Annotated in this window: 20 protein-coding genes; 5 read left to right on the top strand and 15 right to left on the bottom strand. The window is 72.5% G+C overall.

Features of this window, described 5'->3' with window-relative positions; all coding sequences use genetic code 11:
• Positions 1-65: 65 nt before the first annotated feature.
• The 6 genes from AC07FT_RS06555 to AC07FT_RS06530 all read right to left on the bottom strand — a co-directional run bounded on the left by AC07FT_RS06555 (position 66) and on the right by AC07FT_RS06530 (position 8,130).
• Positions 66-1,601: an NCS1 family nucleobase:cation symporter-1 gene (locus AC07FT_RS06555; RefSeq protein WP_479174437.1), complete on the bottom strand. Its 1,536-nt coding sequence runs from the start codon at positions 1,599-1,601 to the stop codon at positions 66-68.
• 146 nt (positions 1,602-1,747) lie between these two features.
• Positions 1,748-2,749 (bottom strand): TIGR03842 family LLM class F420-dependent oxidoreductase, encoded by a 1,002-nt coding sequence (locus tag AC07FT_RS06550; RefSeq protein WP_254737537.1) that lies wholly within the window; start codon positions 2,747-2,749, stop codon positions 1,748-1,750.
• Between the two features lie 20 nt (positions 2,750-2,769).
• The gene (hydA, locus tag AC07FT_RS06545) at positions 2,770-4,173 is read right to left on the bottom strand and encodes a dihydropyrimidinase (RefSeq protein WP_479174540.1); all 1,404 of its coding nucleotides are present in this window, start codon (positions 4,171-4,173) and stop codon (positions 2,770-2,772) included.
• Positions 4,170-5,498, bottom strand: a complete 1,329-nt coding sequence (locus tag AC07FT_RS06540; RefSeq protein ID WP_479174436.1) for an aspartate aminotransferase family protein — start codon at positions 5,496-5,498, stop codon at positions 4,170-4,172. The genes hydA and AC07FT_RS06540 overlap by 4 nt, the downstream gene beginning before the upstream one ends.
• Entirely contained in the window at positions 5,495-6,337 is an 843-nt protein-coding gene (locus AC07FT_RS06535) for a nitrilase-related carbon-nitrogen hydrolase (protein ID WP_479174434.1), read from the bottom strand. The genes AC07FT_RS06540 and AC07FT_RS06535 overlap by 4 nt, the downstream gene beginning before the upstream one ends.
• A gap of 161 nt (positions 6,338-6,498) precedes the next feature.
• A complete protein-coding gene (locus tag AC07FT_RS06530; protein ID WP_479174433.1) occupies positions 6,499-8,130 on the bottom strand; it encodes a hypothetical protein in 1,632 nt (543 codons plus the stop codon).
• A gap of 161 nt (positions 8,131-8,291) precedes the next feature.
• Here AC07FT_RS06530 and AC07FT_RS06525 point away from each other — a divergent pair, with 161 nt between their 5' ends.
• Complete coding sequence (locus tag AC07FT_RS06525) at positions 8,292-8,735, top strand: MarR family winged helix-turn-helix transcriptional regulator (protein ID WP_479174432.1); 444 nt, start codon at positions 8,292-8,294, stop codon at positions 8,733-8,735.
• A gap of 64 nt (positions 8,736-8,799) precedes the next feature.
• A complete protein-coding gene (locus AC07FT_RS06520) occupies positions 8,800-9,354 on the top strand; it encodes an isochorismatase family protein (protein ID WP_479174431.1) in 555 nt (184 codons plus the stop codon).
• 88 nt (positions 9,355-9,442) lie between these two features.
• Here AC07FT_RS06520 and ggt read toward each other — a convergent pair whose 3' ends face one another.
• Positions 9,443-11,245: a gamma-glutamyltransferase gene (gene ggt / locus AC07FT_RS06515; RefSeq protein ID WP_479174538.1), complete on the bottom strand. Its 1,803-nt coding sequence runs from the start codon at positions 11,243-11,245 to the stop codon at positions 9,443-9,445.
• Between the two features lie 230 nt (positions 11,246-11,475).
• On the opposite strand from ggt, the gene AC07FT_RS06510 reads away from it, so the two are divergent.
• Together AC07FT_RS06510 and AC07FT_RS06505 are read left to right on the top strand one after the other, a co-directional pair.
• Positions 11,476-12,222: a hypothetical protein gene (locus AC07FT_RS06510; RefSeq protein WP_479174430.1), complete on the top strand. Its 747-nt coding sequence runs from the start codon at positions 11,476-11,478 to the stop codon at positions 12,220-12,222.
• 237 nt (positions 12,223-12,459) lie between these two features.
• Positions 12,460-14,064, top strand: a complete 1,605-nt coding sequence (locus AC07FT_RS06505; protein ID WP_479174428.1) for an alpha/beta fold hydrolase — start codon at positions 12,460-12,462, stop codon at positions 14,062-14,064.
• Between the two features lie 39 nt (positions 14,065-14,103).
• Here AC07FT_RS06505 and AC07FT_RS06500 read toward each other — a convergent pair whose 3' ends face one another.
• The 7 genes from AC07FT_RS06500 to AC07FT_RS06470 all read right to left on the bottom strand — a co-directional run bounded on the left by AC07FT_RS06500 (position 14,104) and on the right by AC07FT_RS06470 (position 22,674).
• Complete coding sequence (locus tag AC07FT_RS06500; RefSeq protein ID WP_479174427.1) at positions 14,104-14,964, bottom strand: amino acid ABC transporter permease; 861 nt, start codon at positions 14,962-14,964, stop codon at positions 14,104-14,106.
• Positions 14,961-15,605, bottom strand: coding sequence for an amino acid ABC transporter permease (locus AC07FT_RS06495; protein ID WP_479174425.1), 645 nt, complete (start codon positions 15,603-15,605; stop codon positions 14,961-14,963). The genes AC07FT_RS06500 and AC07FT_RS06495 overlap by 4 nt, the downstream gene beginning before the upstream one ends.
• A 9-nt stretch (positions 15,606-15,614) precedes the next feature.
• On the bottom strand, positions 15,615-16,532 hold the full coding sequence (locus AC07FT_RS06490) for a glutamate ABC transporter substrate-binding protein (RefSeq protein WP_479174423.1): 918 nt from the start codon (positions 16,530-16,532) through the stop codon (positions 15,615-15,617).
• Between the two features lie 17 nt (positions 16,533-16,549).
• Complete coding sequence (locus tag AC07FT_RS06485) at positions 16,550-17,296, bottom strand: amino acid ABC transporter ATP-binding protein (RefSeq protein ID WP_479174421.1); 747 nt, start codon at positions 17,294-17,296, stop codon at positions 16,550-16,552.
• Between the two features lie 128 nt (positions 17,297-17,424).
• Positions 17,425-19,668: a protein kinase domain-containing protein gene (locus tag AC07FT_RS06480; RefSeq protein WP_479174419.1), complete on the bottom strand. Its 2,244-nt coding sequence runs from the start codon at positions 19,666-19,668 to the stop codon at positions 17,425-17,427.
• 84 nt (positions 19,669-19,752) lie between these two features.
• A complete protein-coding gene (locus AC07FT_RS06475) occupies positions 19,753-22,137 on the bottom strand; it encodes a protein kinase domain-containing protein (protein WP_479174417.1) in 2,385 nt (794 codons plus the stop codon).
• Between the two features lie 96 nt (positions 22,138-22,233).
• The gene (locus tag AC07FT_RS06470) at positions 22,234-22,674 is read right to left on the bottom strand and encodes a DUF6278 family protein (RefSeq protein WP_479174415.1); all 441 of its coding nucleotides are present in this window, start codon (positions 22,672-22,674) and stop codon (positions 22,234-22,236) included.
• Positions 22,675-22,829: 155 nt separating this feature from the next.
• Between AC07FT_RS06470 and AC07FT_RS06465 the strand changes: the two genes are divergently transcribed.
• Positions 22,830-24,650: an SGNH/GDSL hydrolase family protein gene (locus AC07FT_RS06465; protein ID WP_479174414.1), complete on the top strand. Its 1,821-nt coding sequence runs from the start codon at positions 22,830-22,832 to the stop codon at positions 24,648-24,650.
• Between the two features lie 9 nt (positions 24,651-24,659).
• On the opposite strand, the gene AC07FT_RS06460 is transcribed toward AC07FT_RS06465, so the two are convergent.
• Entirely contained in the window at positions 24,660-25,439 is a 780-nt protein-coding gene (locus tag AC07FT_RS06460; RefSeq protein WP_479174412.1) for an exodeoxyribonuclease III, read from the bottom strand.
• Between the last annotated feature and the right edge of the window lie 21 nt (positions 25,440-25,460).

Below are 25,460 nucleotides of genomic sequence, written 5' to 3'. Positions count from 1 at the left end.
AGGGTGTCACCGAGGTGAACCCCCTCACCGTCCCGGAGCCGTCAGCCGTCGGCCGCACGGGAACCTCAGCCGGTGCGGTGCCTGGCGGCCCCGGGCAGCATCAGCGCGGTGTAGAGCACCAGGGAGGCCCCGAGTCCGACCGCCCAGCCGTAGTCGGCCAGCGGCTGGAGGAACGGGATCAGTCCGTCCTCCGGGAACGGCCCCTTGCCCGGGTGGGAGTACGAACCGCCCACCGCGAGCACCCCGCCGACGGCGAAGGCGGCCACGGCCCGCCAGTTCCAGCCGGAGGTGTACCAGTAGCGGCCCCCGGGCCGGTAGAGGTCGGCGAGGTCGAGCACCGTGCGGCGGATGATCCAGTAGTCGGCGATCAGCACTCCGGCGACGGTGCCGAGCAGACCGCCGACGACACCGAGCCAGGTGAAGATGTACAGCTCCGGGGTGGAAGTGAGCTTCCACGGGAAGATCACCACGCCGACGATCCCGGTGATCAGCGCCCCGGTGCGGAAGCTGATGAGCTTCGGCGCCAGATTGGCCAGGTCATAGGCGGGCGAGACGACATTGGCCGCGATGTTGACCGAGATGGTGGCGATCAGCACCGTCACCAGTGCGAAGAGCAGGCCGAAGACGTTGTCCGCCTTGCCCGCGAGCGCCACCGGATCCCAGATGGCCTCGCCGTAGACGGCCTCGGAGCCGGAGGTGACGAAGACCGACAGCAGGGCGAAGGCCGTCATGGTGGTGGGCAGGCCCAGGGACTGTCCCCACACCTGGGCCCGCTGGCCCGCGCCGAAGCGGGTGAAGTCGGGGATGTTGAGGGAGAGGGTGGCCCAGAAACCGATCATGCCCATGAGGGCGGGGAAGAAGACGGGCCAGAAGTCACTGCCCCAGCCCAGTTTGGAGGGCTGGTCGAGCAGCGAGCCGAAACCGCCCGCCTTGACGGCTATCCAGACCAGCAGCACCACGGCTCCGATGAGCACGAAGGGCGCGGCCCAGTTCTCGAACCGTCTCAGGGTCTCCATACCCCGGTAGATGATGGCCAGTTCCAGCGCCCAGAAGACGACGAAACACAGCCACAGGGTCCAGGGGTAGCCGCCGATCTCCCCGGCCGTCGCCCAGCCGCCGCCGAACACCTTGCCCAGCAGGATGTAGATGCCCTGCCCGCCGATCCAGGTCTGGATGCCGAACCAGGCGCAGGCCACGGCGGCCCGGATGAGCGCGGGGAGGTTGGCACCGCGCAGCCCGAACGAGGCGCGCGCCAGCACCGGGAAGGGGATCCCGTACTTGGGCCCGGCGTGGCCGGTGAGCAGCATCGGCAGCAGCACGATGACATTGGCCAGGGCGATGGTGAAGACGGCCTGCTTCCAGTCCATGCCGAGGGCGACCAGACCGGAGGCGAGGGTCCAGGAGGGGATGTTGTGGGCCATGCCGATCCACAGTGCGGTGAAGTTGTAGGTGGTCCAGCGGCGTTCGGCGACCGGGACCGGCCGCAGGTCCTCGTTGCAGAAGCGGCTGTCGGCCAGGGAGGTGCCGGGCGGCAGCTCGACACGGCCGTCGGGGTGGGTGGTTCGGGCGGGCTCGGCGGGGGGCGGTGCGGTGGCGGTCATGGCGACCCTCTTCGTTCGGGACGGCGATACGGGGGGGGGAGAGGGCGGGCGGGGAAAGAGGCGCGGGCAGGGCGGGCGGGGAGCCGAGCGAGGAAGGGTGCGCGGATGCCGCGGGCCGGTCCCGGTGGACCGGCCCGCGGGGGGAGTCAGCCGCCGAAGGCGGGGATGATCCGCTCGCCGTAGGCGTCGATGGTCGCCTCCTTGGCGTCGTGCATCGCGTAGACGGCGAACTGGTCGACACCGAGCGACCGCAGCCGCTCCAGCTTCTCGATGTGCGCCTCCACCGGGCCCAGCAGACAGAAGCGGTCGACGATCTCGTCGGGGACGAAGGCGGTGTCCGGGTTCCCGGTGCGGCCGTGGTGGCTGTAGTCGTAGCCCTGCCGCTCCTTGATGTACGCGGTCAGGGACTCGGGAACGGCGCCGGAGTGCTCGCCGTAGCGGGAGACGAGATCGGCGACGTGGTTGCCGACCATCCCGCCGAACCAGCGGCACTGCTCGCGCGCGTGGTCGAGGTCGTCCCCGACGTACGCGGGGGCGGCGACGCAGATGGTGACGGAGTCGGGGTCGCGCCCGGCCGCGGCGGCGGCGTCCCGCACCGCCTTGACCATCCACTCCGTCAGGAACGGGTCGGCCAGCTGGAGGATGAAGCCGTCCGCCTTCTGCCCGGTCAGCGCCAGGGCCTTGGGGCCGTAGGCGGCCATCCACACCGGCAGCCGGCCGTCCTCGACCCACGGGATGCGCACCGGGTTGCCGTCCACGACGGCTTCGCGGCCCTCGGCCAGGTCGCGGATGGTGTCGATGGCCTCGCCCAGCCGGGCCAGTGTGTTGGGCCTGCGGCCCGCCACCCGCATCGCGGAGTCACCGCGGCCGATCCCGCAGACCGTGCGGTTGCCGTACATGTCGTTCAGGGTGGCGAAGGTGGAGGCGGTGACCTCCCAGGTGCGGGTGCCGGGGTTGGTGACCATCGGCCCGACGATCAGCCGCTCGGTGTGGTCCAGGATGCGGCTGTAGATGACGAAGGGCTCCTGCCACAGCACGGCGGAGTCGAACGTCCAGCCGTAGCGGAAGCCGTTGTTCTCGGCGCGTTGCATCAGGTCGACCACCCCTGACGCGGGCGGATCCGTCTGAAGGACGAGTCCGAAGTCCATGCTTGCTCCAGGTTCAGGGTTCAGGAGAGGTACTGACAGGTGGCGCGCGGCACATAGCGGCCGTGTCCGGCCCGCCCGGTGTACTCCCGCTGGTCGATCACGGTGGTGCCGCGCGACAGCACGGTCTGGACCTGCCCGGTGATCTGCTTGCCCTCGTACGCCGAGTAGTCGACGTTCATGTGGTGGGTCTCCACCGACAGGGTCTGCTCGGCGGCGGGGTCGTAGATCACCACATCGGCGTCGGCGCCCGGGGCGATGGTGCCCTTCTTCGGGTAGAGGCCGAACATCCGGGCCGGGGTGGCGCAGGCGATCTCGATCCAGCGGCGGCGGGAGATATGGCCGTCCACCACGGCCTGGTGGAGCAGGTCCATCCGGTGCTCCACCCCCGGCATACCGTTGGGGATCTTCGAGAAGTCCCCGCGGCCCAGCTCCTTCTGACCGGTGAAGCAGAAGGGGCAGTGGTCGGTGGAGACGACCTGGAGGTCGTTGGTGCGCAGCCCCCGCCACAGCGCCGCCTGGTGCTCCCGCGGCCGCAGCGGGGTGGAGCACACGTACTTGGCGCCCTCGAAGTCCGGTTCCGCGAGGTTGTCGGTGGACAGGAAGAGGTACTGCGGACAGGTCTCGCCGAAGACCGGCAGCCCCTTGTCCCGGGCCTGGGTCAGCTCGGCCACGGCCTCCTCGGCGGAGACGTGCACCACGTACAGCGGGGCACCGGCCACCCGGGCGAGCTGGATGGCGCGGTGGGTGGCCTCGGACTCCAGCAGTGCCTTGCGGACCTCGCCGTGGTAGCGGGGGTCGGTCCTGCCCTCGGCGAGGGCCTGTTCGACCAGGACGTCGATGGCGATGCCGTTCTCGGCGTGCATCATGATCAGCCCGCCGTTGGTGGCGCCGCGCTGCATGGCGCGCAGGATCTGGCCGTCGTCGCTGTAGAAGACGCCCGGATAGGCCATGAACAGCTTGAAACTGCTCACGCCCTCCTCCACCAGCAGGTCCATCTCCTTGAGCGACCCCTGGTCGACATCGGAGAGGATCATGTGGAAGCCGTAGTCGATGGCGCAGTTGCCGCCCGCCTTCAGATGCCAGGCGTCCAGGCCCTCGCGCAGTGCGTGGCCCTTGGTCTGGATGGCGAAGTCGACGATGGTGGTGGTGCCGCCCCAGGCCGCGGCCCGGGTACCGGTCTCGAAGGTGTCGGCGGCGAAGGTGCCGCCGAACGGCATCTCCATATGGGTGTGCGGATCGACCCCGCCCGGGATGACGTACTTCCCGGTGGCGTCGAGGGTGCGGTCGGCGGTCCAGCCGCGGGCGCACTCGCTGTCGGACGCGGCCAGGGCCACGATCTTCTCGTCCTCGATCAGGACGTCGGCGTGGGTCTCCTCGGCGGCGGTGATGACGAGCCCGCCACGGATCACGGTACGGGGCATCAGCTCGCACTCCTTCCGGACTGGGTGGCCTTGAGGGCTGCCTCGAGGATCTCCGCGCCCTCCTCCGCCTCGGCGACGGTGAGGCTCAGCGGCGGGGCGATGCGCAGCACGCTGCTGTTGTGCCCGCCGCCCTTGCCGATGAGCAGTCCGCCCTCACGGGCGGCCTCCAGCACGGTGGAGGCGGCCTCGGGGGACGGCCGGTCGGTGCCGGGCTCGACCAGTTCGATACCGATCATCAGCCCACGGCCGCGTACTTCGCGGACGGTGTCCAGACCGGCGGTCGCGGCCCGCAGCCGCTCGATGAGCAGTCCGCCGACCCGGCGGGCATTGCCCTGGAGGTCGTGTTCCACGAGGTGGTTGAGGTTGGCGAGGCCCGCGGCCATGGTGACCGGGCTGCCGCCGAAGGTGGAGATGGAGTTGGCGTCCAGGCAGTTCATGACCTCGGCGCGGGCCACCACCCCGCCGATGGACATACCGTTTCCGATGCCCTTGGCGAAGGTGAGGATGTCCGGCGGCCCGGAGCCCTCGTGGGCCTGCCAGCCCCAGAAGTGGTCGCCGGTGCGGCCCCAGCCGGTCTGCACCTCGTCGGTGATCCACAGGATGCCGTGCCGGTCGAGCACCTCGCGGAAGGCGGCGAACAGCCCGTCGGGCGGTGAGGTGAACCCGCCCACGCCCTGGACCGGTTCGGCGATCAGGGCGGCGACGTTGCCGTGCGCCTGGCCGAGGATGTCCTCGAGGTCGGCCACACATGCCTGGCTGAACTCGGCGTCGGTGAGGTGGGCGAAGGGTCCCCGTCCGCGCACCCCGCCGTGGACGTACAGGGTCTGCAGCGGGGACAGACTGGTCGGCGACCAGGAGCGGTTGCCGGTGATGCCCACGGCCGAGAAGGACCGGCCGTGGTAGCTGTTGCGCATCGCCAGGATCTGGTTGGAGCGGCGGTGGGTGGTGGCCAGCAGCAGGGCCGTGTCATTGGCCTCGGTGCCGGAGGTGGTGAAGAAGACCCGCGCGTCGGGGATGCCGGACAGCGCGGCGACGCGCTCGGCCAGGTCCACCATCGGGCGGTCGAGGTAGAGCGTGGAGCTGTGCAGGATGCGGCCCGCCTGCTCGCTGATCGCCTTGGTGACCTCGGGCAGCGCGTGGGCGGTCATCGTGGTGAGGATGCCGCCGAAGAAGTCGAGGTAGCGGTTGCCGTCCGCGTCCCAGACGTGCCGCCCCTCGCCGTGGGTGATCTCGATGGGCCGCTGGTAGTAGAGGGCCAGCCAGTCGGGCAGCACCGCCCGATGGCGCCGGTGCAGCGCCGCGTGGACGCCGGAGGGCTGCTCGGTCACGGCTTCACCAGCCCCTCGTAGGCGTCGGGGCGCCGGTCGCGGTAGAAGGCCCACTGCTGGCGCACCTCGTCGATGAGCTCGAAGTCGAGGTCCCTGACGATCAGTTCCTCCTGCTTGTCGCTGGCCACCTCGCCGACGAACTGGCCTCGCGGGTCGACGAAGTAGCTGGTGCCGTAGAAGTCGTTGTCGCCGTACTCCTCCACGCCCACGCGGTTGATGGCGGCGACGAAGTACTCGTTGGCGACGGCCGCGGCGGGCTGCTCCAGCTGCCACAGGTACGCGGACAGACCGCGTGAGGTCGCCGACGGGTTGTAGACCAGCTGGGCGCCGGCGAGCCCCAGCTCGCGCCAGCCCTCCGGGAAGTGACGGTCGTAGCAGATGTAGACGCCGACCTTGCCGACGGCGGTGTCGAACACCGGCCAGCCCATGTTGCCCGGCTTGAAGTAGTACTTCTCCCAGAACCCCTTGACCTGGGGGATGTGGTGCTTGCGGTACTTGCCGAGGTAGCTGCCGTCCGCGTCGATCACGGCGGCGGTGTTGTAGTAGAAGCCCGACTGCTCGACCTCGTAGACCGGCACCACGATGACCATGCCGGTCTCCCGGGCCAGCGCCTGCATCCGCTGGACGGTCGGCCCGTCCGGCACCCGTTCGGCCCACCGGTAGTGCTCCGCCTCCTGTACCTGACAGAAGTACGGGGCGTTGAACACCTCCTGGAAGCCGATCACCTTCGCGCCCTGGGCGGCCGCCTGCCGGGCGTACTCCTCATGCTTCGCGATCATTGATTCGGTATCGCCGGTCCAGGTGGCCTGGACGAGAGCGGCACGTACGACATTGGCCATGATCAGCTCCTTCACAGCAGGCGCTCCGAGGGCTTACCCCCGTCGTCAACCTGTGTCTACGCACGTAGAATCCGGCTGTGGTGAAGAACGTAGAAGCGCACTGACCACTCTGGCAATACCGCCGTCGTTACTCAACGAAGACATTCAGAATTCGCGTCCTATCAGGCCAGACCGGCCGTACGCAGTGCTAGAGCGAGATCGTTACGGCTGCTGGCGGACACCCGGTCCGCGGCGTCCAGGAGCAGCGGAACCAATGTGGCTGGATCCTCAGCTGCCGCCCCCGCCGCCTCCTCCGGGCTGCGGGCCCGGAGCAACGCCCGCAGCAGCAGGTCCGCCTCATGTCCGGCACCTGCCGCGACCAGCGCGAGCGCGGTGTGCGCGGTCTCCGCGACCGGCCGGGCGACGCTCTGCCGCAGCAGCCGTTCGCCGTCGGCCTCCCGGCCCGCCCGCATCAGCGCCTCCGCGGCGGCGGCCAGGCACGCGGGCGGAAGACACGCCATCTCCCAGAGCAGAGTGGCCACATCCGCCCCGAGCCCGGCGCGCTCCAGCTCCGCGGCGAGCACCGGCAGCCGCGGGGCGGGCCAGGCGGCGGTCTCGCACAGCACCATGTGCGCCTCACCGCCGCGCCCCTGCGCCCGCAGACTGCCGAGCCGGGTGACGGCCTCGGCGGCGGCGCGGTGGGCCTCGCCGCGCCGGGCCGCCTCCCGTACGGCGCGATGGGTCGCGCTCTCGTCCCGCCCACCCCGGCGCCGACGCCGGGGGCCACCGCCGTCGCCGTACGCCCCGGCGAACCGGGCCCCGCGGGGCGTCGACGGGGCCTCGGCCGCGGCGTCCACCGCCGGGGCGGGAGTGGGATCCGGGGACGGCGCCGCTCCCCCGTCCCCGTCGCCGTCGTCCGCCTCGACCCCGGCGAACCGCGCCCCGCGGGGACGCGAACGAGCGGCGGGGGGCAGATGTTCGAGGGCCGGCTCCGGCACCGCGCCCGGAACCCCGCCACGGGCAGGGGCCCCGTCGTCCTCGGGCGCGGGCCCCTCCGGGCTACGGCCACCGGGCGGGGGGCGGTCGGGGCCGTACCCCTCGGCCGCACGGCCGTCGACGCCGAGCCCACCCGGGCCATGGCCGCCTGGCTGAGGGCGGTCGGAACCGTAACCGTCGGCCGGACGCACATCCGCTCCGAGTCCGTCCGGCCCTCGCTCACCTGACGGGTAGCCACGGGACCGGGGCTGATCCGGGCCGTCACCGCCGTGCGCGGTATGTCCAGGTCCCTCGGACCGTTCCGTACCGGCGGGGGGCGCCGCGAGGGCGGTGAGGCGGGCGCGCAGTTCCTCGCAGCGGGCCGTCGCGCGTTCCCAGTCGTCGCGCGCCCACGCGAGATCCGTGGTCAGGGCGTCCCGCGCAGCGGGGTCGGCGGCGGTGTGCAGGGTCTCCTGGAGGTCGCGCTCGCGCCCGGCCGCGCGCTGCTGTTCGCGCCGCATCGCCGCCAGCCGCTCCCGGAGCGCCGGGCCTCCGCCGACCTCGGTGTCGTAGACCCGGACCGATGCCCGGTAGAGGTCGGCCGCGCGGGCCGCCGCGTCCCGCGCCGCCTGTGGGCCGTCATGGACGGAGAGGTCCTGGAGCAGTGCCTGGACCACGTCCCAGGGCGGCACCTCATGGCCGTCCAGACACGCTTCAAGACCCTCCGGGTCGCGCCGCGCGAAGACGCCGTACCACCCTGACCCCCGGTCCAGCCGCCGCGTCAGCGCCCGCAGGAAGTCCGCGAACTCACCGACCTCGGCCGGGAGTTGCCCGCCCACATCGCCACCCCTCTCCCCCTGACCGCCTTCACCCCCCTGGCCCGCATTCGACACCCCGCGTGTTACGGATCCGGTTACGGGCGTGCTACGGACGGTTTTCCTGCTCCGCACATGACAGCCAAACTTGCAAGTCCGGCTGTTGAAATCGTACGGTCGGGCCCATGGCACCCCACCCGGAGACCCACGCCCAGGAGCGTGTGGCCGCCGACCTCACAGCCGTCGTCGGGCAGCTGATGCGGCGGATGCGGGCGGCCTCGCCGCTCGGTGAGCTGACGCCGTCCCAGCGCGGTGTGCTGAGCCGTCTGGACACCGGCGGTCCGGCCACCACCGCGGCCCTGGCCCGCGCGGAGCTGATCCGGCCCCAGTCGATGCGGGCGATCCTCGCCGCGCTGGAGGAGCGGGGGCTGGTCGGGCGCGCCCCGCACCCCACCGACGGCCGGCAGATCGACTTCTCGGTCACCGAGGAGGGGCTGCGCGTCATCGCCGCCGTACGGCGGGCCAAGCAGAGCTGGCTGCTGGACGCGATCGCCACCCGTCTCGACGCGGACGAGCGCCGCACCGTGGCCGAGGCCACCGCCCTGCTGAAACGACTGGTCGGGGAGTGACGTCGACCGCCGGGCGCGCGCCGCGGACCCGTAGCCGATCCGCCCCTACCGTTCAGGAGCCCTGATGACCGCCACCACGCTCGACCCGGACACCGCCCTGGTCCTGGTCGACCTCCAGAAGGGCATCACCGCGCTGCCCACCGCGCACCCCGCCGCCGATGTGGTGGAGCGGGCGGCCCGGCTGGCCGCCGCCTTCCGCGAGCGCGGACGGCCGGTGGTGCTGGTGCGGGTGGTGGCCGGGGCGCCGGGCCGCACCGAGTCGGGGCCCAGCCGCCCGGGGCCGCGGCCCGCGGACTTCGCCGAGCTCGCGCCCGGACTCGGGCGCACGGACGACGACATCGTGGTCACCAAGCACACCTGGGGCGCCTTCCACGGCACCGATCTCGACCTCCAGCTGCGCCGCCGCGGGGTGACCCAGGTGGTGCTGGGCGGGATCGCCACCAGCATCGGGGTGGAGTCGACCGCGCGGGCCGCGTACGAGCACGGGTATCACGTGACCGTCGCGACCGACGCGGTGACCGACATGGATCCCGAGGCGCACCGCAACAGCGTCGAGCGGATCTTCCCGCGGCTCGGGGAGACCGGGACGGCCGACGAGCTCATCGCCCTGCTGGGCTGAGCCCGACGCCGGACGCGCCGGACCGTGCGGCCGGGCCGGTCCCCCGTGCGGGGGAGACCGGCCCGGTCGCGGTCAGCGGGGCAGCCCGTCAGCCGGCGGGCCGGACCACCATCGCGGAGCCACCGCCGCGTCGTTGCGTCTCGGCCGCGGCCAGCCACTTCCCGCCGGGCAGCCGCTGGACACCGGTCGCGGCGCCGATCTCCGGGTTCTGCTTGAAGGAGTGGCCGAGCGCCTCCAGTTCGGCGCGCTCGGGACCGTTCCACAGTCCCGGTTCCAGTTCGGTCTGGGCCGCGTTGCGCTGGCTGGCGCGTGGTGCGGCGATGGCGTCGACCAGCGGCATGCCCCGTTCGAGATGGTTGAGCAGGGTCTGCAGCACGGTGGTGATGATCGTCGCGCCGCCCGGTGAGCCGAGCGCCAGCACCGGCTTGTTGTCGTCGAGCACGATCGTCGGCGACATCGACGAGCGGGGCCGCTTCCCCGGACCCGGCAGGTTGGGGTCGTGGACGGCCGGGTCGGCGGGCGCGAAGGAGAAGTCGGTCAGCTCGTTGTTGAGCAGGAAGCCGCGGTCCGGGACGGTGATCCCACTGCCGCCGGTCTGCTCGATGGTGAGCGTGTAGGCGACGACGTTGCCCCACTTGTCGGCCGTCGTGAGATGGGTGGTGTTCTCACCCTCGTAGGTGGTGGGGGCGGCGTGGCCGCGGGTGTCACAGCTGCCGGGCTTCCCCGGACGGGTCGGGTCGCCGGGCTTCACCGGGCTCTTGAGCACCGCGTCGGGCTTGATCAGGCAGGCCCGGGAGTCGGCGAACCGCTGGGAGGTGAGTCCCTTGGTGGGGACGTCCTCGGCGGCCGGGTCGCCCACCCAGCGTCCGCGGTCGGCGAAGGCGATCCGGCTGGCCTCGATGTAGCGGTGGAGGTAGTCGCGGTCGCTCAGCTTGGAGAGGTCGGTCCGCTCCAGGATGTTGAGCCCCTCGGCCACGCTGGTGCCGCCGGAGGACGAGGGCGCCATGCCGTAGACGTCCAGTCCGCGGTAGCCGGTGCGGGTGGGCGCCTGCTGCTTGGTGCGGTACTCCCGCAGGTCGCGCGCGGTCAGATCACCCGGGTGCACGGTGCGCTCCGCCTTCGGGTCCACCGGGGGCTTGCGCACGGTGTCGACGATGTCGCGGGCCAGCTCGCCCTTGTAGACCGCCCCGGTGCCCTTCTTCGCCAGCAGGGCGTAGGTGCGGGCGAGATCGGGGTTGGTGAAGGTGGAGCCGACCACCGGCAGCTTGCCGCCGGGCAGGAACAGCTCGGACGAGGCCGGGAAGTCCTTGAAGCGGTCCTGGTTGTCGGCGGTCTGCTGGCGGAAGGTGGCGTCCACCGTGAAGCCGTCGCGGGCGAGCCGCTCGGCGGGCTTCAGCACCTGTCCCAGTGACCGGGTGCCCCAGTCGTGGAGGGCGTCCTCCCAGGTGGCGGGGGTGCCGGGGGTGCCCACGCTGAGCCCGCTGGTGACGGCGTCGGCGAACGGCAGCGGTTTGCCGTCCGCGCCGAGGAAGAGCTTCTCGTCGGCGCTGAGCGGCGCGGTCTCCCGGCCGTCCAGCGTGTGCACCTTGTGCGTCCTGGCGTCGTAGTAGACCAGGTACCCACCGCCGCCGACACCCGCCGAGTACGGCTCGGTGACACCGAGGGCGGCGGCGGTCGCGACCGCCGCGTCCACCGCGTTCCCGCCGCGCCGCAGCACCTCGATCCCGGCCGCCGAGGCGTCCGGGTCCACGCTGGAGACCGCGCCGCCGTAGCCCTGGGCCACCGGGGTCTTGGGGGGAGTGTCATGCGGGGCGGTGTCCGCCGGACCGGTCTGCGCCGCACCGGCCGGGGCGATGCCCAGCACGGCGGCCAGCGCGGCCGCTGCGGCCATCGCGGGCAGCCGGCGGCGCGGGGGCGCGGCGCCGGACGTGGTCGACGGTGCGGCGGGTCGTGCGGCGGGCCCCATCCATACCTCCAAGCGGACGACAGGGGCCGGAGCCTACCCGTGCGCGGTGTGTTCACGACAGGGGTCGGACCGTCCCGGCCGGTCGGGACGGGAGTCGGGTTCCCCCGATCCCCGCCCTCGAACACCCACCCGGTTCGCCGCTACGATGCGCGGCCATGAATGACACCCTGCAGGACCTGATCGCCTCCGCGGCGGCCCTGGTCGTGGGCCTGGCCCTCGGCTGGGCCGTGCATTCGGCGCTGGTGCGCCGCAAGCGCACCCGCGAGCAGCGCTTCTTCGGCCTGCCGGACGGCTCGGAGTGCGTGCTGGTCACCCATCGGGACAGCACCTCGGCGCACTGGAGCATTCCGCGCCATGACGCCCTCGCGCTGCTCGGTCTGGCCTCCGTCGTGGAGAACTGCGGCGCCCATCCCGAGGTCGCTCCGCATGACACCGGGTTGCAGGGGTTCGGCGCGCGGACGGAGTTCTGCGTGGGCGATCCCACGGCGCACCGCAGGCTGGCCGCCCACCTTTCGAACCTGCTGCCGGGGGTGACCGTGCGCCCGGGCGATGAATCGGGCGCGGACCGCGGCACCTTCACCATCGGCGGTACCGACTACCGCGCCGAACCGGGCGCGGTCGAGTACGTCCTGCTGGCCCGGCTGACGGCGGGCGAGGGCGGGCGTCCGGTCTTCCTGGCCGCCGGGCAGCGCCCGGTGACCCATCGCGCGGCGGTGCGCCACCTGGTGCGCAACCGGTCGCGGCTGGCGCGGAAGTACGGTGCGCAGGGCTCGTTCTGTCTGCTGCTGAAGGTGGTCAACTCCCAGGCGTACGGCCCGGATGTGGTCGAGCTGGTCGCCGATGTCACCAAGGCTGCGGCCGCGGCGCCCGCGCGGTCGCACGCCGCGCCCAAGGAGGTCTGAGGGCGGCCCGCTTCCGCCCGCTCGCACCGCGCGGCGCGGGGCCGGACCCGGACGGGGTCCGGCCCCTGGGCAGCGCCCCGAGCCGCTCCGGCCCCGGCAGCCGGGAGCGGCCCTTATCGTTACCCATGCGTAACTTACCGCGCTATTACCAGCGGTAAACACCCGGGTTACCGTCAGGTCACTTGAGCGCGTGCTCCCTTGAGCCCCCCACGGCCTTTTTCCCCACAGGAGCGACAAGTGACCCCTGCCCGTATCTCCCTGCGCACAGCGGCGATCACCGCCGTATCGGCAACCGTGCTGGCCGGTGCCGCCCTCGGCCCCGGCGCCGTGGCACCGGCCGCCGCGGCGGCGTCCACGAGCGCCGTCAGCGCGGCCGCCTCCTCGGCGTCCGTGCGCTTCGTCGACATTCCCGGCGACGGCGGCGTGAAGCTCGCCGCCAATGTGGTCGCCCCGGCCGACGCCGGTGCCGGGCACCGCTATCCGCTGGTCGTGCTGCCCACCAGCTGGGCCATGCCCCAGGTCGAATATCTCGCCCAGGCCAGGAAGCTGGCCGACTCCGGCTATGTGGTGGTCAGTTACAACCCCCGGGGCTTCTGGCAGTCCGGCGGACGCGTCGAGACGGCCGGACCGCCCGATGTCGCCGACGCCTCCAAGGTCATCGACTGGGCGCTGGACCACACCGCCGCCGACCCCGGCCACATCGGCATGGCCGGGGTCTCCTACGGCGCCGGGATCAGCCTGCTCGCCTCGGCGTTCGACCCCCGGGTGAAGGCCGTGGTGGCGATGAGCGGCTGGGCGGATCTGATCGACTCCATCTACAGCGGCCGCACCCAGCACCGTCAGGCCGCCGGTCTGCTGGGCGGGTTGGGAACGCTGACCGGCCGGCCGAGCGAGGAGATGAAGGAGATCCTCAAGGACTTCCTCGGCTCCAACCTGGCCAGGGAACAGGACATGATCGAGTGGGGGCGCAAACGCTCCCCCGCCACCTACCTCGACCGCATCAACGCCAACGGCACGGCCGTGATGCTGGGCAACGCCTGGGGGGACTCCATCTTCCCGCCCAACAGCTACGCCCGCTTCTACGACAAGCTCAGCGGGCCCAAGCGTCTTGAGCTGCGGCCCGGGGACCACGCGACCCCCGAACTCACCGGGCTGCTCGGGGTGCCCAATGACACCTGGGACCACTCCCGCCGCTGGCTGGACCGCTACCTCAAGGGCGACCGGAACGGCATCGACAGCGAACAGCCGGTGCAGCTCGCCTCCCGGACCAAGGACGGCTACGAGGGCTACCCCAGCTGGTCGGCCGTGCCCGGTGACCACCGCCGGATCTCCCTGGACCGCACCGAGCGGATCAGCGCCGACCACAACTCCGGCGCCGACGGCGGTACGGCGATCCTCAGCGGTGTGCTGGACCAGTTCCTGAAACTGCCGCCGCTGGCCTCGATCCCGCTGCTGCCCCGCTCCTTCGCCGCCGTCTGGCAGAGCGAGCGCTACGCCACCGAGCAGCGCATCCGCGGGAACGTCACCCTGCACACCACGATGACCAGCAACAAGTCCAGCGGTACGGCGGTGGCCTACCTCTACGACGTCGGCGCGCTCGGCATCGGCAAACTGATCACCCACGCCCCGGTCACCTTCCACGACCGCACCCCGGGGACGCCGTTCGGTGTGGACCTGGAGCTGTTCTCGACCGCCTACGACCTCCCCGCCGGGCACCGGCTGGCCCTGGTCGTCGACGCCAAGGACCCGCTCTACAACGAGCACAACCCGGACGGGGCGCGGCTCACCTTCTCCTCGCCCGAGGACGATCCGTCCGCGCTGTCGGTGCCGGTCCGCGACTGAGCGGACGGGCCCGGCCCGTTCACCGCCTCCGCCCCCGTGTCAGGTGCGGGTGTCACCCGGCATGGGGGCGGCCGGTTCAGCGGCGGCGACGGTCACCTGACCGGTCTTCACACTGCGCCGCTCCCGCTTCGCCACCCAGTTGGCGAACCACGACAGCAGCATGCACATCCCGATGTAGATCGGCGAGATCACCATCACCACCGGGATGAAAGGGAGGTCGTAGTCGAGATTGGACGCGATGAGCTTCCCGGCGTGCAGGAACTCCTCGTAGGTGATGAGGAAGCCGAGCGAGGTGTCCTTCAGGGCGACCACCAGCTGGCTGATGATGGCGGGCAGCATCGCCCGTACGCCCTGCGGCACCAGGACGAACGTCATCACCGCCGTCTTCCGCATGCCCAGTGAGTACGCGGCCTCGCGCTGACCGCGGTCCACCGCGTTCACCCCGGCGCGGAAGACCTCCGCCAGCACCGAGCCGTTGTACAGCGTCAGCCCGGTGACCAGCGCGGGCAGGGGCTGCACCTTCAGCGCGACGAACACGAAGAAGATCATCACCAGTACCGGCATCGCCCGGAAGAACTCCACCACCAGTGTGGACAGCCAGCGCACCGGCCGGTGCTCCGAAAGCCGTCCGGCGGCCAGCACCGCGCCGAGCACCAGCGAGAACACCGCGGCCAGCGCGAACGCCTTGAGAGTGTTGGCGAGCCCGCGCAGCAGCAGCTCCTGGATGCCCTTGTACGCGAAGGGCGCCCATTTCTCGGCCGCGAACTGCCCGGTGTCGACCAGGAGGTAGACCACCCAGGCGATCAGCGCCAGCAGCACGGCCGTCGCCACGGCCCCGTAGATCCGGTGGCGGCGCCGGGTGCGCGGCCCGGCCACGTCGTAGAGGGCGGTGGTGGTCATCGCGGCACTCCCCAGCGCTTCTCCAGGACGGCGAAGATCGCGCTGATGGCCAGCGTCACGATCAGATAGCCGACGGCGATCCAGATGAAGGTCCAGATGATGCTGTAGCCCATCTCGTTGAGCGGCTTGTAGGTGCCCAGCAGCTCGGTGACGCTGAACGACCCGGCGATGGCGGAGTTCTTGGCGAGCGCGATCAGGGTCGAGCCGATCGGCGGGATGACCGAGCGGAACGCCTGCGGCAGCACCACCGCGCCCAGCGTCTGCTCGAACGTCATCCCGAGGCTGCGCGCCGCCTCGCCCTGTCCCACCGGCACCGTGTTGATGCCCGAGCGCACCGCCTCGCAGATGAACGCCGAGGTGTAGCAGCCCAGCGCCAGCACCGCGAAGGTGGTGAAGGGGAGCACCAGGCCGAACCGCGGCAGCCCCAGCATCACCGCGAAGAACAGCAGCGTCAGCGGGGTGTTGCGCAGCACCGTCACCCACGCGGTGCCGAACGCCCGCAGCGAGGCCACCGGAGCCACCCGGAACGCCGCCATCAGGATGCCTGCGGCCAGGGCGAGCAGGGAGGCGTACACGGTCAGCTCGACCGTGCCCAGGAACCCCTTGCCGTAGAGGGAGAAGTTGTCGGTGAGCACATCCATGCGGCGGCCTCAGCGCGTCTGGTAGCGGTCGATGGGCGGCGGTTTGGGCGCGGGCACCCCGGACAGCCCGAGGGTCGCGTTGTACGCCCTCTTCCAGTCCCCGTTGCGCTCGTGGGCCAGCAGTGCGTCGTCCAGCGCGAAGCGCAGCGCGTTGTCATGGCGGGGCACACCGATGCCGTACGGCTCCTTGGAGAACGGTTTGCCCACCACCTTCAGCTCGTCCGGGACCTTGGCCGCGTAGCCGAGCAGGATGACGTTGTCCGTGGTGACCGCGTCGACCTGGTAGCTCAGCAGGTTGTCCACGCAGACCGAGTAGGTGTCGTAGGCCACCGCCCGCGCCTTGGGGTAGTCGGTCTGGATCCGCTGGAGCGGGGTCGAACCGGCCACCGAGCACACCGTCTTGCCCGCGAGGTCCTGCGGACCGTGGATGTCGTCCTCGTCGGTGCGCACCAGCAGCGACTGGCCCGCCATGTAGTACGGCCCGGCGAAGCCGACCTGGCGCTTGCGCAGCGGATTGATGGTGTAGGTGCCGACGTAGTAGTCGATCTGGCCGTTCTGGAGCGCGGTCTCCCGGTTGGCGGAGGCGATGGTCCGGAACCGGATGGTGCTGGGCTGGAACCCCAGCGACGCGGCCATCATCTTGGCGATCTCGACATCGAAACCGGAGTAGCGGCCGGTGGCCGGGTCCTTCTCGCCCAGATAGGGCTGGTCCTCCTTGACCCCCACGGTGAGGTAGCCGCGCCGCTCGGCCCGCCGCCAGGTGGGCGACTCCGGCAGCCGGAAGCCGGTGTCCACCTTGTAGGTGGGCAACTCCTCGGCCTGGGGACCCTTGACGGGCGGGCTGCCCTCCTTCCCGCATCCGGCCGCTGCCGGAAGCAGGGCGAGGGCCAGGGCCAGGGCGGCGATCGTCCGGCGGATGCGCCTCATGTCCGTCACCACCCGGCTCAGTGCTTGAGGATCTTGGAGAGGAAGTCCCGGGCCCGCTCGGTCGCCGGGGCCCTGAAGAACTCCTCCGGGCTGCGGTCCTCCACGATCCGGCCGTCGGCCATGAACACCACCCGGTTCGCCGCGGAGCGCGCGAAGCCCATCTCATGGGTGACGACGACCATCGTCATCCCGTCCCGGGCGAGCTGCTGCATGACCTCCAGCACCTCGTTGATCATCTCCGGGTCGAGCGCCGAGGTCGGCTCGTCGAAGAGCATCACCTTCGGGTCCATGGCCAGCGCGCGGGCGATCGCCACCCGCTGCTGCTGGCCGCCGGAGAGCTGCGCCGGATACTTGGGCGCCTGGTCCGCGAGCCCGACCCGCTCCAGCAACTCCCGCGCCCGCTGCTCGGATTCCCGCTTGGCGCGCTTGCGCACCTTCTGCTGGCCGAGCATCACGTTGTCCAGCACGGTCCGGTGCGCGAAGAGGTTGAACGACTGGAAGACCATGCCGACCTCGGCCCGCAGCCGTGCCAGCTCCTTGCCCTCCTCGGGCAGCGGCCGGCCGTCCACGGCGATGGAGCCGGACTGGATCGTCTCCAGCCGGTTGATGGTCCGGCACAGCGTGGACTTCCCGGAGCCGGAGGGTCCGATGACCACCACGACCTCACCGCGGCCGACGGTGAGGTCGATGTCCTGGAGCACATGGAGCGCGCCGAAGTACTTGTTGACCTCACGCATCTCGATCAGCGGTTCGCCGACGGCCATACCCGGCCCCACCCACTTTCGCCTGTGTCGCGTCAGCGCAAGCTATCCAGACAAAAGCGGCACATCACACAGGACACGCATACCGGGGGGTGGATACCCCCCGATCGAGAGCGGCCCGGGGCGACGGCTCAGGGCATCGCGCCGGAGACCACCGTGCCGTCGTCGAAGACGAGGTACAGCACACCGCCGTCACCGAGCACCAGGGGCGGGATCCACTCGGAGGGGTCCTTGACCACCGGCCAGCCCGGATAGCGGACCGGCTCCCCGGAAGGCCGTCCGTCGGCCCCGGAGAAGGGGCGCAGCCCCCTGTGGTCGACGGACAGGAAGCGGTCGCCGTGGACCGGTACCGTCACCTCCCCGGTGCCGCTCGGCCTGGTCCAGCGCTTCCCTCTGGTGAGCAGGTCGACGCCGTGCAGTGTCATGGTGCCGTCGGTCCCGGTGGTACGGGTGACGGCCGTCCGGCCGGTGCCCGCGGTCACCATGCCGCCCGGCAGCGTGGACAGCGACTTGAGGGTGCGGGGGTCGCGCACCGTGGTGGTGTTCTCGGCGGTGTCGCAGTAGACGCGCCCTCCCCGCACCACCAGCGGCAGACAGGGCGGCGCCTCGCCCGTCGCCTCCCCGTCGGCGGTGTCCAGCGCGACTCCATGGGTGTCCCCCTGGACGTACAGCCGGTCCCCCACCAGCTCCATGCTCTGCGGGAAGACGCTTCGGTGGACCTTCTCCCAGAGGCGGTGTCCGCTGGACGCCCGGTAGGCGCGGAAGAGCATGCTGGAACTGGTGCCCACACCTGCCGGACCGCCGTAGACGATGTACACCACACCGTCCGCGGCCGCCGCCCGCGTGGGTACGTATCCCGCGGCACCCGGCCAGTGGGACACCGGCTTGCCGGTGCCGAGCCGCAGGCCCACGACGCCGTCGCCCTCCGCGGCGTAGACCACGTCCCCGCCGATCGCGGGAAAGAACTCACCGGCGCTCCGGTCGTTGCGCCCGCCCTCGTCGTGATAGCGCCAGACCCGCTTACCGGTGGCAGCCTTCCGCACCTCGACTCCGCCGGGCACACCGCACATCAGATAGGCGTCCGCCAACTGGCAGGCGGACGGGGAGCCGTCCGGCAGCCGGGCGTGCCAGGGCTTCCAGCCCGCGGGCCGCCGTTTCCGGTCATCGGCGTGGGGCCCCAGTCCCACGGCCCGCGCGCCGATGTCCGTACGCCCGGTCACCACCGGTCCCGCGGCAACCGGGGCGGCCGCGTCCGAAGCCGTCCCGTCGTCCTCCCCCGGACCGGGGAGCAGCGTGGCGATCAGCAGCCCGGCCGTCAGCGCCGCCGCCCCGGCCAGGGCGAGGACCAGGGAACGCGGGCGCCGCCGTCCGTCCGGAGCGGGCGGGGTTAGCCCCGGCGACGGGGGCGGTGCCGCCGCCAGCACCCGGCGCACCTCCGCGTCATGGGAACCGATGAGCCCAAGGATCCCCTCGGGCCACGGGAAGGGCCCGGTCCTGCGGGTCTCCCGTCCCGGCCTGCCGTTGGCCACCGCCTCGGGGTCCAAGGAGCGCAGCAGCGCGTCCGGGGTGGGCCGCGCGCCGGGGTCCCGGTCCAGGCAGGCCGTGACGACCCCGCGCAGCTCGTCCGGTACGCCGTCGAGATCGGCCGCACCGCGGGCGACGCGGTGGATGACGGCGGCCAGTTCCTCGTCGTGGAACGGTCCCGAGCCGCGGGAGGCGAAGCACAGCAGCGCGCCGAGGGCGAAGACATCGGCGGCCGCCGTCACCGGCCCGTCGGTCATGAGCTGTTCCGGGGCTATGAAGCCCGGTGAACCGATCATCGTGCCGACCCCCGTGAGCGCGGTGGCGTCGTACGCCTGCGCGATACCGAAGTCGATGATCCGGGGCCCGCCGGCCGTCAGGAGGACGTTGGCGGGCTTGAGGTCGCGGTGCAGCACCCGTGCGCCGTGGATCGTCCGCAGTCCGCGGGCCAGGTCCGCGCCCAGGGCGCGGACGGCGGCCGCCGGGAGGGGACCGCACCGGGTCACCGCCTCGTGCAGCGAGGGGCCGACGACGTACTCGGTGGCCAGCCAGGGCGGGGCCGCGGCGGGGTCCGCGTCCACCAGAGCCACGGTGTGGGGGCCGCGGACCGCCCGTGCCGCCTCCACCTCACGGCGGAAGCGGATGCCGAACTCCCGGTCGTCCAAACGGTCCTGGCGCATCGTCTTGACCGCGACCAGCGCGGGGAGGGCACCTTCTGCACCGTCGGCCGGGCGGGGCGGAACGTCCTGGGGTAAGGCCAGGTACACCGTCCCCATACCGCCCGAACCCAGTGCGGCCAGTGGCCGGTACGGGCCGATCCGGCGCGGGGTGTGCTCGTCGAGGGGTCGCAGCACCGCTCCCTCGTCTCCTCTCGTAGTGGTCCAGTGGTCGTGGTGGTCGTGGTGGTCCCGCTGATCACGCGGGTGGCCGGCACGGTGTCAGGGCATGTCGAGCGAGCGGACCGTGCCGTCGTAGTAGACGAGGACGACGGTTCCGCCGGCCGACAGCACCTCCGGCGCCCGCACCGCCTTCCTGACGTTCCGGGGAGCCGGGGCGGAGCGGATACCGGGCGCGCCCTTCACCGGGGTCCGGTGCGCGGTGCCGCCCCACGGCAGGGTGTACAGCGCGGCGTTGTCGGCGTAGACGGCGGTGCTCCCGATGAACACGCCCGCGGAGACGGCCGCCCGCTCTCCGCCGGGTGTACGGGCCACCGGGCCGACCCGGAGCGTCGTACCGTCCATCCCGCGCAGCAGCACCGCGTCGCCTTCCGTGGTCAGCGCGCCACGGCTGCCCAGCGCACCCACCGAACCCCGTGCCGGGGGCACCCCGGGATAGACCGGATCGTCCGGGTGGTCGACCCGCTCCAGGGTCCGGGCGTCCAGGGCGGCGACGCCCTCGTGCCCACCCGGGCACAGCACCTCACCGCCGCTCAGCTGCGCTCCCCGGCACCGCTCCGCGGCCGTCTCCGAGACGGCCTCCCGCTTCCCGGTACCGGCGTCATACGCCATCAGACGGTCCGGTCCCAGCACATAGACCAGTCCGGTGCCGAACGCCTGGACGCCGACGGGGGTCCCGGCCGCCGCCGCGCCGTCCCGCGCGGGGAGGGCGCGGGACCACAGCCGGTGTCCGCCGCGGACGTCGTACGCCAGGACCTCGGCACCGCCGTCGTTCCCGGTCCCGTCGTGCCCGGTGGCCGTGAGGAAGACCCGCCCGTCGGCCGCGAGGATCCGTCCGTGCTCTCCCCCGCGGCCCGCGATCCGCCGCTCCCAGCGGACCGAGCCGTCCCGGACGTCGCGGGCGCGCAGCCGCCCGGATTCGGCCGAGACCACCAGCCCGCCGACGACCACCGGATTGGTGCCGTCGCCCCGGGCGTGGTGCGCGGGCCGCTCGCCCGGGTGCTCCCGGTCGGTCCGCCAGCGGCGCGCACCGGACGCGGCGTCGAGGGCCTGGAGCGTTCCGTCCGCGAGACGGCACACCAGCAGCCGGCTGTCCAGCGCGCAGTCCACCGGTGTGTCCGCCAGCCGGGCCGCCCAGCTCCGCCAGCCCTCCGGTCGCCGGGCGCCGCTCGAGGAGAAGGTCCGGTTGCGGTCCGGGCCACCGTACGCGTCCACCGAGACCGAAGTGGTGCCGGACGCCGCGCCGTTCGCCCCGGTCCGCGGTCCGGCGCCGTCGTCCGCGCCCGGGCCGAGGGCGCGGATCCCGAAGACCGCCAGGGCGGTGGCGGCCAGTACCGCCGCGCCGGTCAGCACCCGCCGGCGGCGCGGCACACCGTCCCCGCCCGTCCGTGGCGGCCGGCGCACCGCACCGGCCTCGGTCGGCGCACTGTGCACGGCGGACGCGCCGGGCGGGGGCTCCGGACCGAACGCGGTTTCCGCGGCGGCCCGTTCGAGGGTGCGCCGCAGCTCCCCTTCCCGCTCGGCGATCAGCGCCTGGACCGGAGCGGGCCAGGGAGGCCGCACGACGGTACCCGCGGGGGTCCCGGCCGCGAACCGGCGCTCCAGCTCGGCGGTGTCCGGCCGGGCCGTCGGATCGGGGTGCAGACAGTCGGTCAGCAGTTCGCGCAGCCGACCGGGGACACGGGAGAGATCCGCCTCGGCCTCCGCGATGCGGAACAGCACCAGGGCCACCGGCCCGTCACCGTCGCCGAACAGCCCCTCCCCGGTGGCGGCGTAGCACAGCAGCGTGGCGAGACAGAAGACGTCCGAGGCCGCGACGACATGGCGGCTGCCCCTGACGTGCTCGGGCGACATGAAGCCCGGTGAGCCGACCACGGCTCCGGCGACGGTCATGGTGCCGGCGCCGAAGGGCCGGGCGATACCGAAGTCGATGACCTTGGGTCCGCCGTCCGCCAGCAGCACGTTCCCGGGTTTCAGATCCCGGTGCAGGACGCGGGCGTGGTGGATGCTGCGCAGGGCGCGGACGAGGTCCAGGCCGAGAGTCCGGACGGTCTCGGGCGGCAGCGGGCCGGATCGGTACACGGTCCGGTCGAGGGCGGGTCCCGGTACGTACTCGGTGGCCATCCACGGGGTGTCGGCCTCGGCGTCGCCGCCCAGCAGACGTGCGGTGTAACGGCCCTCCACCGCCTGGGCCGCGGCGATCTCGCGCCGGAAGCGCCCGCGGAAGTCATGATCGGGGCCGGCCCCGGGAAGGGTGCCGGCGGTGCCGTCCGCGACGAGGTCGGGCCGGATCGTCTTCACCGCGGCCGGACGGCCCGCGGGGTCGACCCCGAGGAACACCTCGCCCATGCCGCCCGCGCCGAGGCGGGTGAGCAGCCGGTAGGGCCCGATGGCCCGGAGCGAAGGCTGGGACCCCCCTCCCCGCACGTCCTGACCCCCCTCTGCCACAGCGCGTCCACAGATTACCCGTTGGGGCGAGCGGGACCGCCCGCCGGCCCGGGGGTGACCGTGACCGCCGTCGGGCTATGTCTCGGCGGCCTCGGCGTAGAGCTGGGAGAGTTCCGGGGCGCCGTCGACGGCCCACTGGTGACCGGCCTGGACGACGTCGACCTCGCGGCCCGAACCGAGTCTGACGACGGGTCGGCCGTTGGGCCAGACCTGCCAGACGGCGCCGGGGACGGTGCGGATGATGACCGTGCCGAGGTAGAGCCCGGCGTCGTTGCCGAGCCAGGTCAGTTCCTCGGGGTCGTCGCGCCAGCGCGGGAGGAGTTGGTCGAGTTCCTCCAACGAGGCGGCGGAATCGTCGAGTCCGATCCCGGCGGTGGCGGCGCGGGCGCGCAGCAGCTCGCATTCGGAGAGCAGCTGCGCGACCCCCTGGGGATCCTCCTCCTGGGCGCCCATCAGCGCCGTTGCGGAGGCCGGGCCGTGCCGCTTGCGCCAGTTGTCCAAGAAGGGGATGTTCATACCACTCAGCGTCGCATCCCGCGCACGGGCGCACCACAGGGCGCGCGGTATGGCTCGTGACCCGATGATTGTCTTGACGCCACCCATCCGCCTCTCTACGTTCTTCCCGCACCTGTCGGATCAGCGGTCGGGGTTGGTTGCGAGAGGGGACACGTATGCGCCTGGGCAGACGGTGGACGGCGGCCGGGATCATCGCGGGAGGTGTCGCCTTCGCCCTTCCGGCATCGGCCGTACCGGCTCTGGCCGGGACAGCCACCCGGACCGCACCGCCCGAGCCGCTCCCCCTGGAGCGGCTTTTCGACAACCGGGGGGTCAGCGAGGACTCCCGGCCCGGGGACGCGGACTTCGACGGTTCGGGCAACTCGCTGTCCGCGGGGGATCTGAGGGCCGCCGGGTGGACGCCGGGGCGGGTGCTCGATCTGGACGGGGCACGGCTGACCTGGCCGCGGGGCGCGGGAGCGCGCCCGGACAACGTGGTCGCCGACGGGCAGGCGGTACGGCTGCGCGGCCGGGGCGAGGCGCTCACCTTCCTCGTGGCGGGCAGCGCGCCGGAGGGACCCGGCGCCGGGGTGAGCGGCACCGGGACGGTGCGCTACCGCGACGGGTCGAGCGGGACGTACACCCTCACCGCGCCGGACTGGCGCGGGGGTTCCGCGGCCACCAAGGCGGTCGGCCTCCCGCACCTCAACGGCGCGGGCGGGCAGCGGACGGGACCCGCCCGGCTGTACGCGGTGACGGTGCCGGTGGCCCGGGACCGGGAGATCGCGTCGGTGGTGCTGCCCGGTGATCCGGGGCCGGGCGCCGATCTGCATGTGTTCGCCGCGACGCTGCGGCGGTCCACGCCGGGCTGGACGGGCAGCTGGGGAGCGAGCACCGCCGGGTACACCAAGGTCGGACCGTGGACGGACCAGACGCTGCGGCTGGTGGTGCACACCAGCGCGGGCGGGCCGCGGGCCAGGATCCGGCTGGCGAACACCTTCGCGGCGGCGCCGGTCGGGATCGGCCGGGCCACCGTCGCCGTACAGGGGAACGGGGCGGCGGCGCACGGTACGCCGGTGCCGCTGACGTTCGGCGGACGGCGGGGCGCCGCGATCCCGGCGGGGGCGCAGCTGGTCAGCGACCCGGTGGACTTCCGCGTCCCCGCGGACACCAATCTGCTGGTGAGCGTGCATCTGCCGGGACCCGTCAGCGCGGCGCCGGTGCACACCCAGGCCACCCAGCGCTCGTATCTGAGCGCGCCGGGCAGCGGGGACCGCACCGGGGACACCGGTGCGGACGCCTACACCGGCACCCTGACCACCTGGCCGTTCCTCACCGGTGTGGAGGTGACGGGCGGGCCGGGCACGGTGGTGGCGCTGGGCGACTCGATCACCGACGGCACCAACTCCACGGCCGACGCCAACCGCCGCTGGCCGGATGTGCTGGCCCGGCGGCTGCGCGCGCAGTCCGAGGTGCCCGCGTACGGGGTGGTCAACAGCGGTATCTCCGCGAACCGCGTGGTCACCGATGTCTACACCGGCGACGGGGTCTCCACGGTGACCAGCGGGGTGAGCGCACTGAGCCGGCTGGAGCGGGACGCGCTCGCCCGGACCGGTGCCCGGACCGTGGTGGTCTTCCAGGGCATCAACGACCTGCGCTGGGGCACCTCGGCGCAGGATGTCGTCGCGGGACTGCGGACCCTCGCGGCGCGCGCCCATGCGCGCGGGCTGCGGGTCGTCGGGGCGACGATCGCGCCGTGCGAGGGCGAGGCGCGCTGCACGGCGGACGCCGACGCACGCCGTCAGGTGGTCAACGCGTTCCTGCGGGACAGCGGCGGGGTGTTCGACGCGGTGCTGGACTTCGACGCGGTGGTGCGGGATCCGCAGCACCCGGCGCGGATCCTCCCGGCGTACGACAGCGGTGACCATCTGCACCCCGGGGACGCCGGGTTGCGGGCGATGGCCGAGTCGATCGACCTGCGGGCCCTGACGGGGTGACCCCCGGTCTCAGACCTCCAGGTCGACCACGACCGGGGCGTGGTCGGAGGCGCCCTTGCCCTTGCGCTCCTCACGGTCCACGTACGCGTCGCCCACGGCCTTGGCGAACGGCTCGTTCCCGTAGACCAGGTCGATCCGCATGCCCCGGTTCTTGGGGAAGCCCAGCTCGCGGTAGTCCCAGTAGGTGAAGGGGCGGTCGTACTTCAGCGGGCGTGGCACCACATCGGACAGACCGGTGCCGCGCAGCGCGGTCAGGGCGTCCCGCTCGCGGTCGGTGACGTGGGTGAGGCCGTCGAAGGCGGCCCGGTCCCAGACGTCCTCGTCGGTGGGCGCCACGTTGAAGTCGCCGAGGACGGCGAAGGGGCGGTCACCGGCGGCGTCCTCGGCGACCGTGGAGCGCAGTGCCTCCAGCCAGTCCAGCTTGTAGTCGTAGTGCGGGTGGCCGATCTCCCGGCCGTTGGGCACATAGACCGACCAGACGCGGACGCCGCCGCAGGTGGCCGCTATGGCGCGCGGCTCCTGCCCGCCGTCGTAGTCCGGGCCGCCGGGCAGGCCGACGGTGATCTCGCCGAGCCCCACCCGGGAGAGCAGCGCCACCCCGTTCCACCGGCCGGTGGCGTTGACCGCGGACTCGTAGCCCAGTTCGCGCAGCGGCTCGTAGGGGAAGGCGGACTCGGCGCACTTCGTCTCCTGGACGCACAGCACGTCCGTACCGCTGCTCTCCAGCCAGGCGAGCAGCCGCGGCAGCCGGGCGGTGATCGAATTGACGTTCCAGGTCGCGATGCGCATGTGGGCCAACCTAACAGCCGG

Source organism: Streptomyces sp. NPDC045899 (genome assembly GCF_056431485.1).
This window is presented reverse-complemented; position numbering and strand designations above follow the sequence as displayed.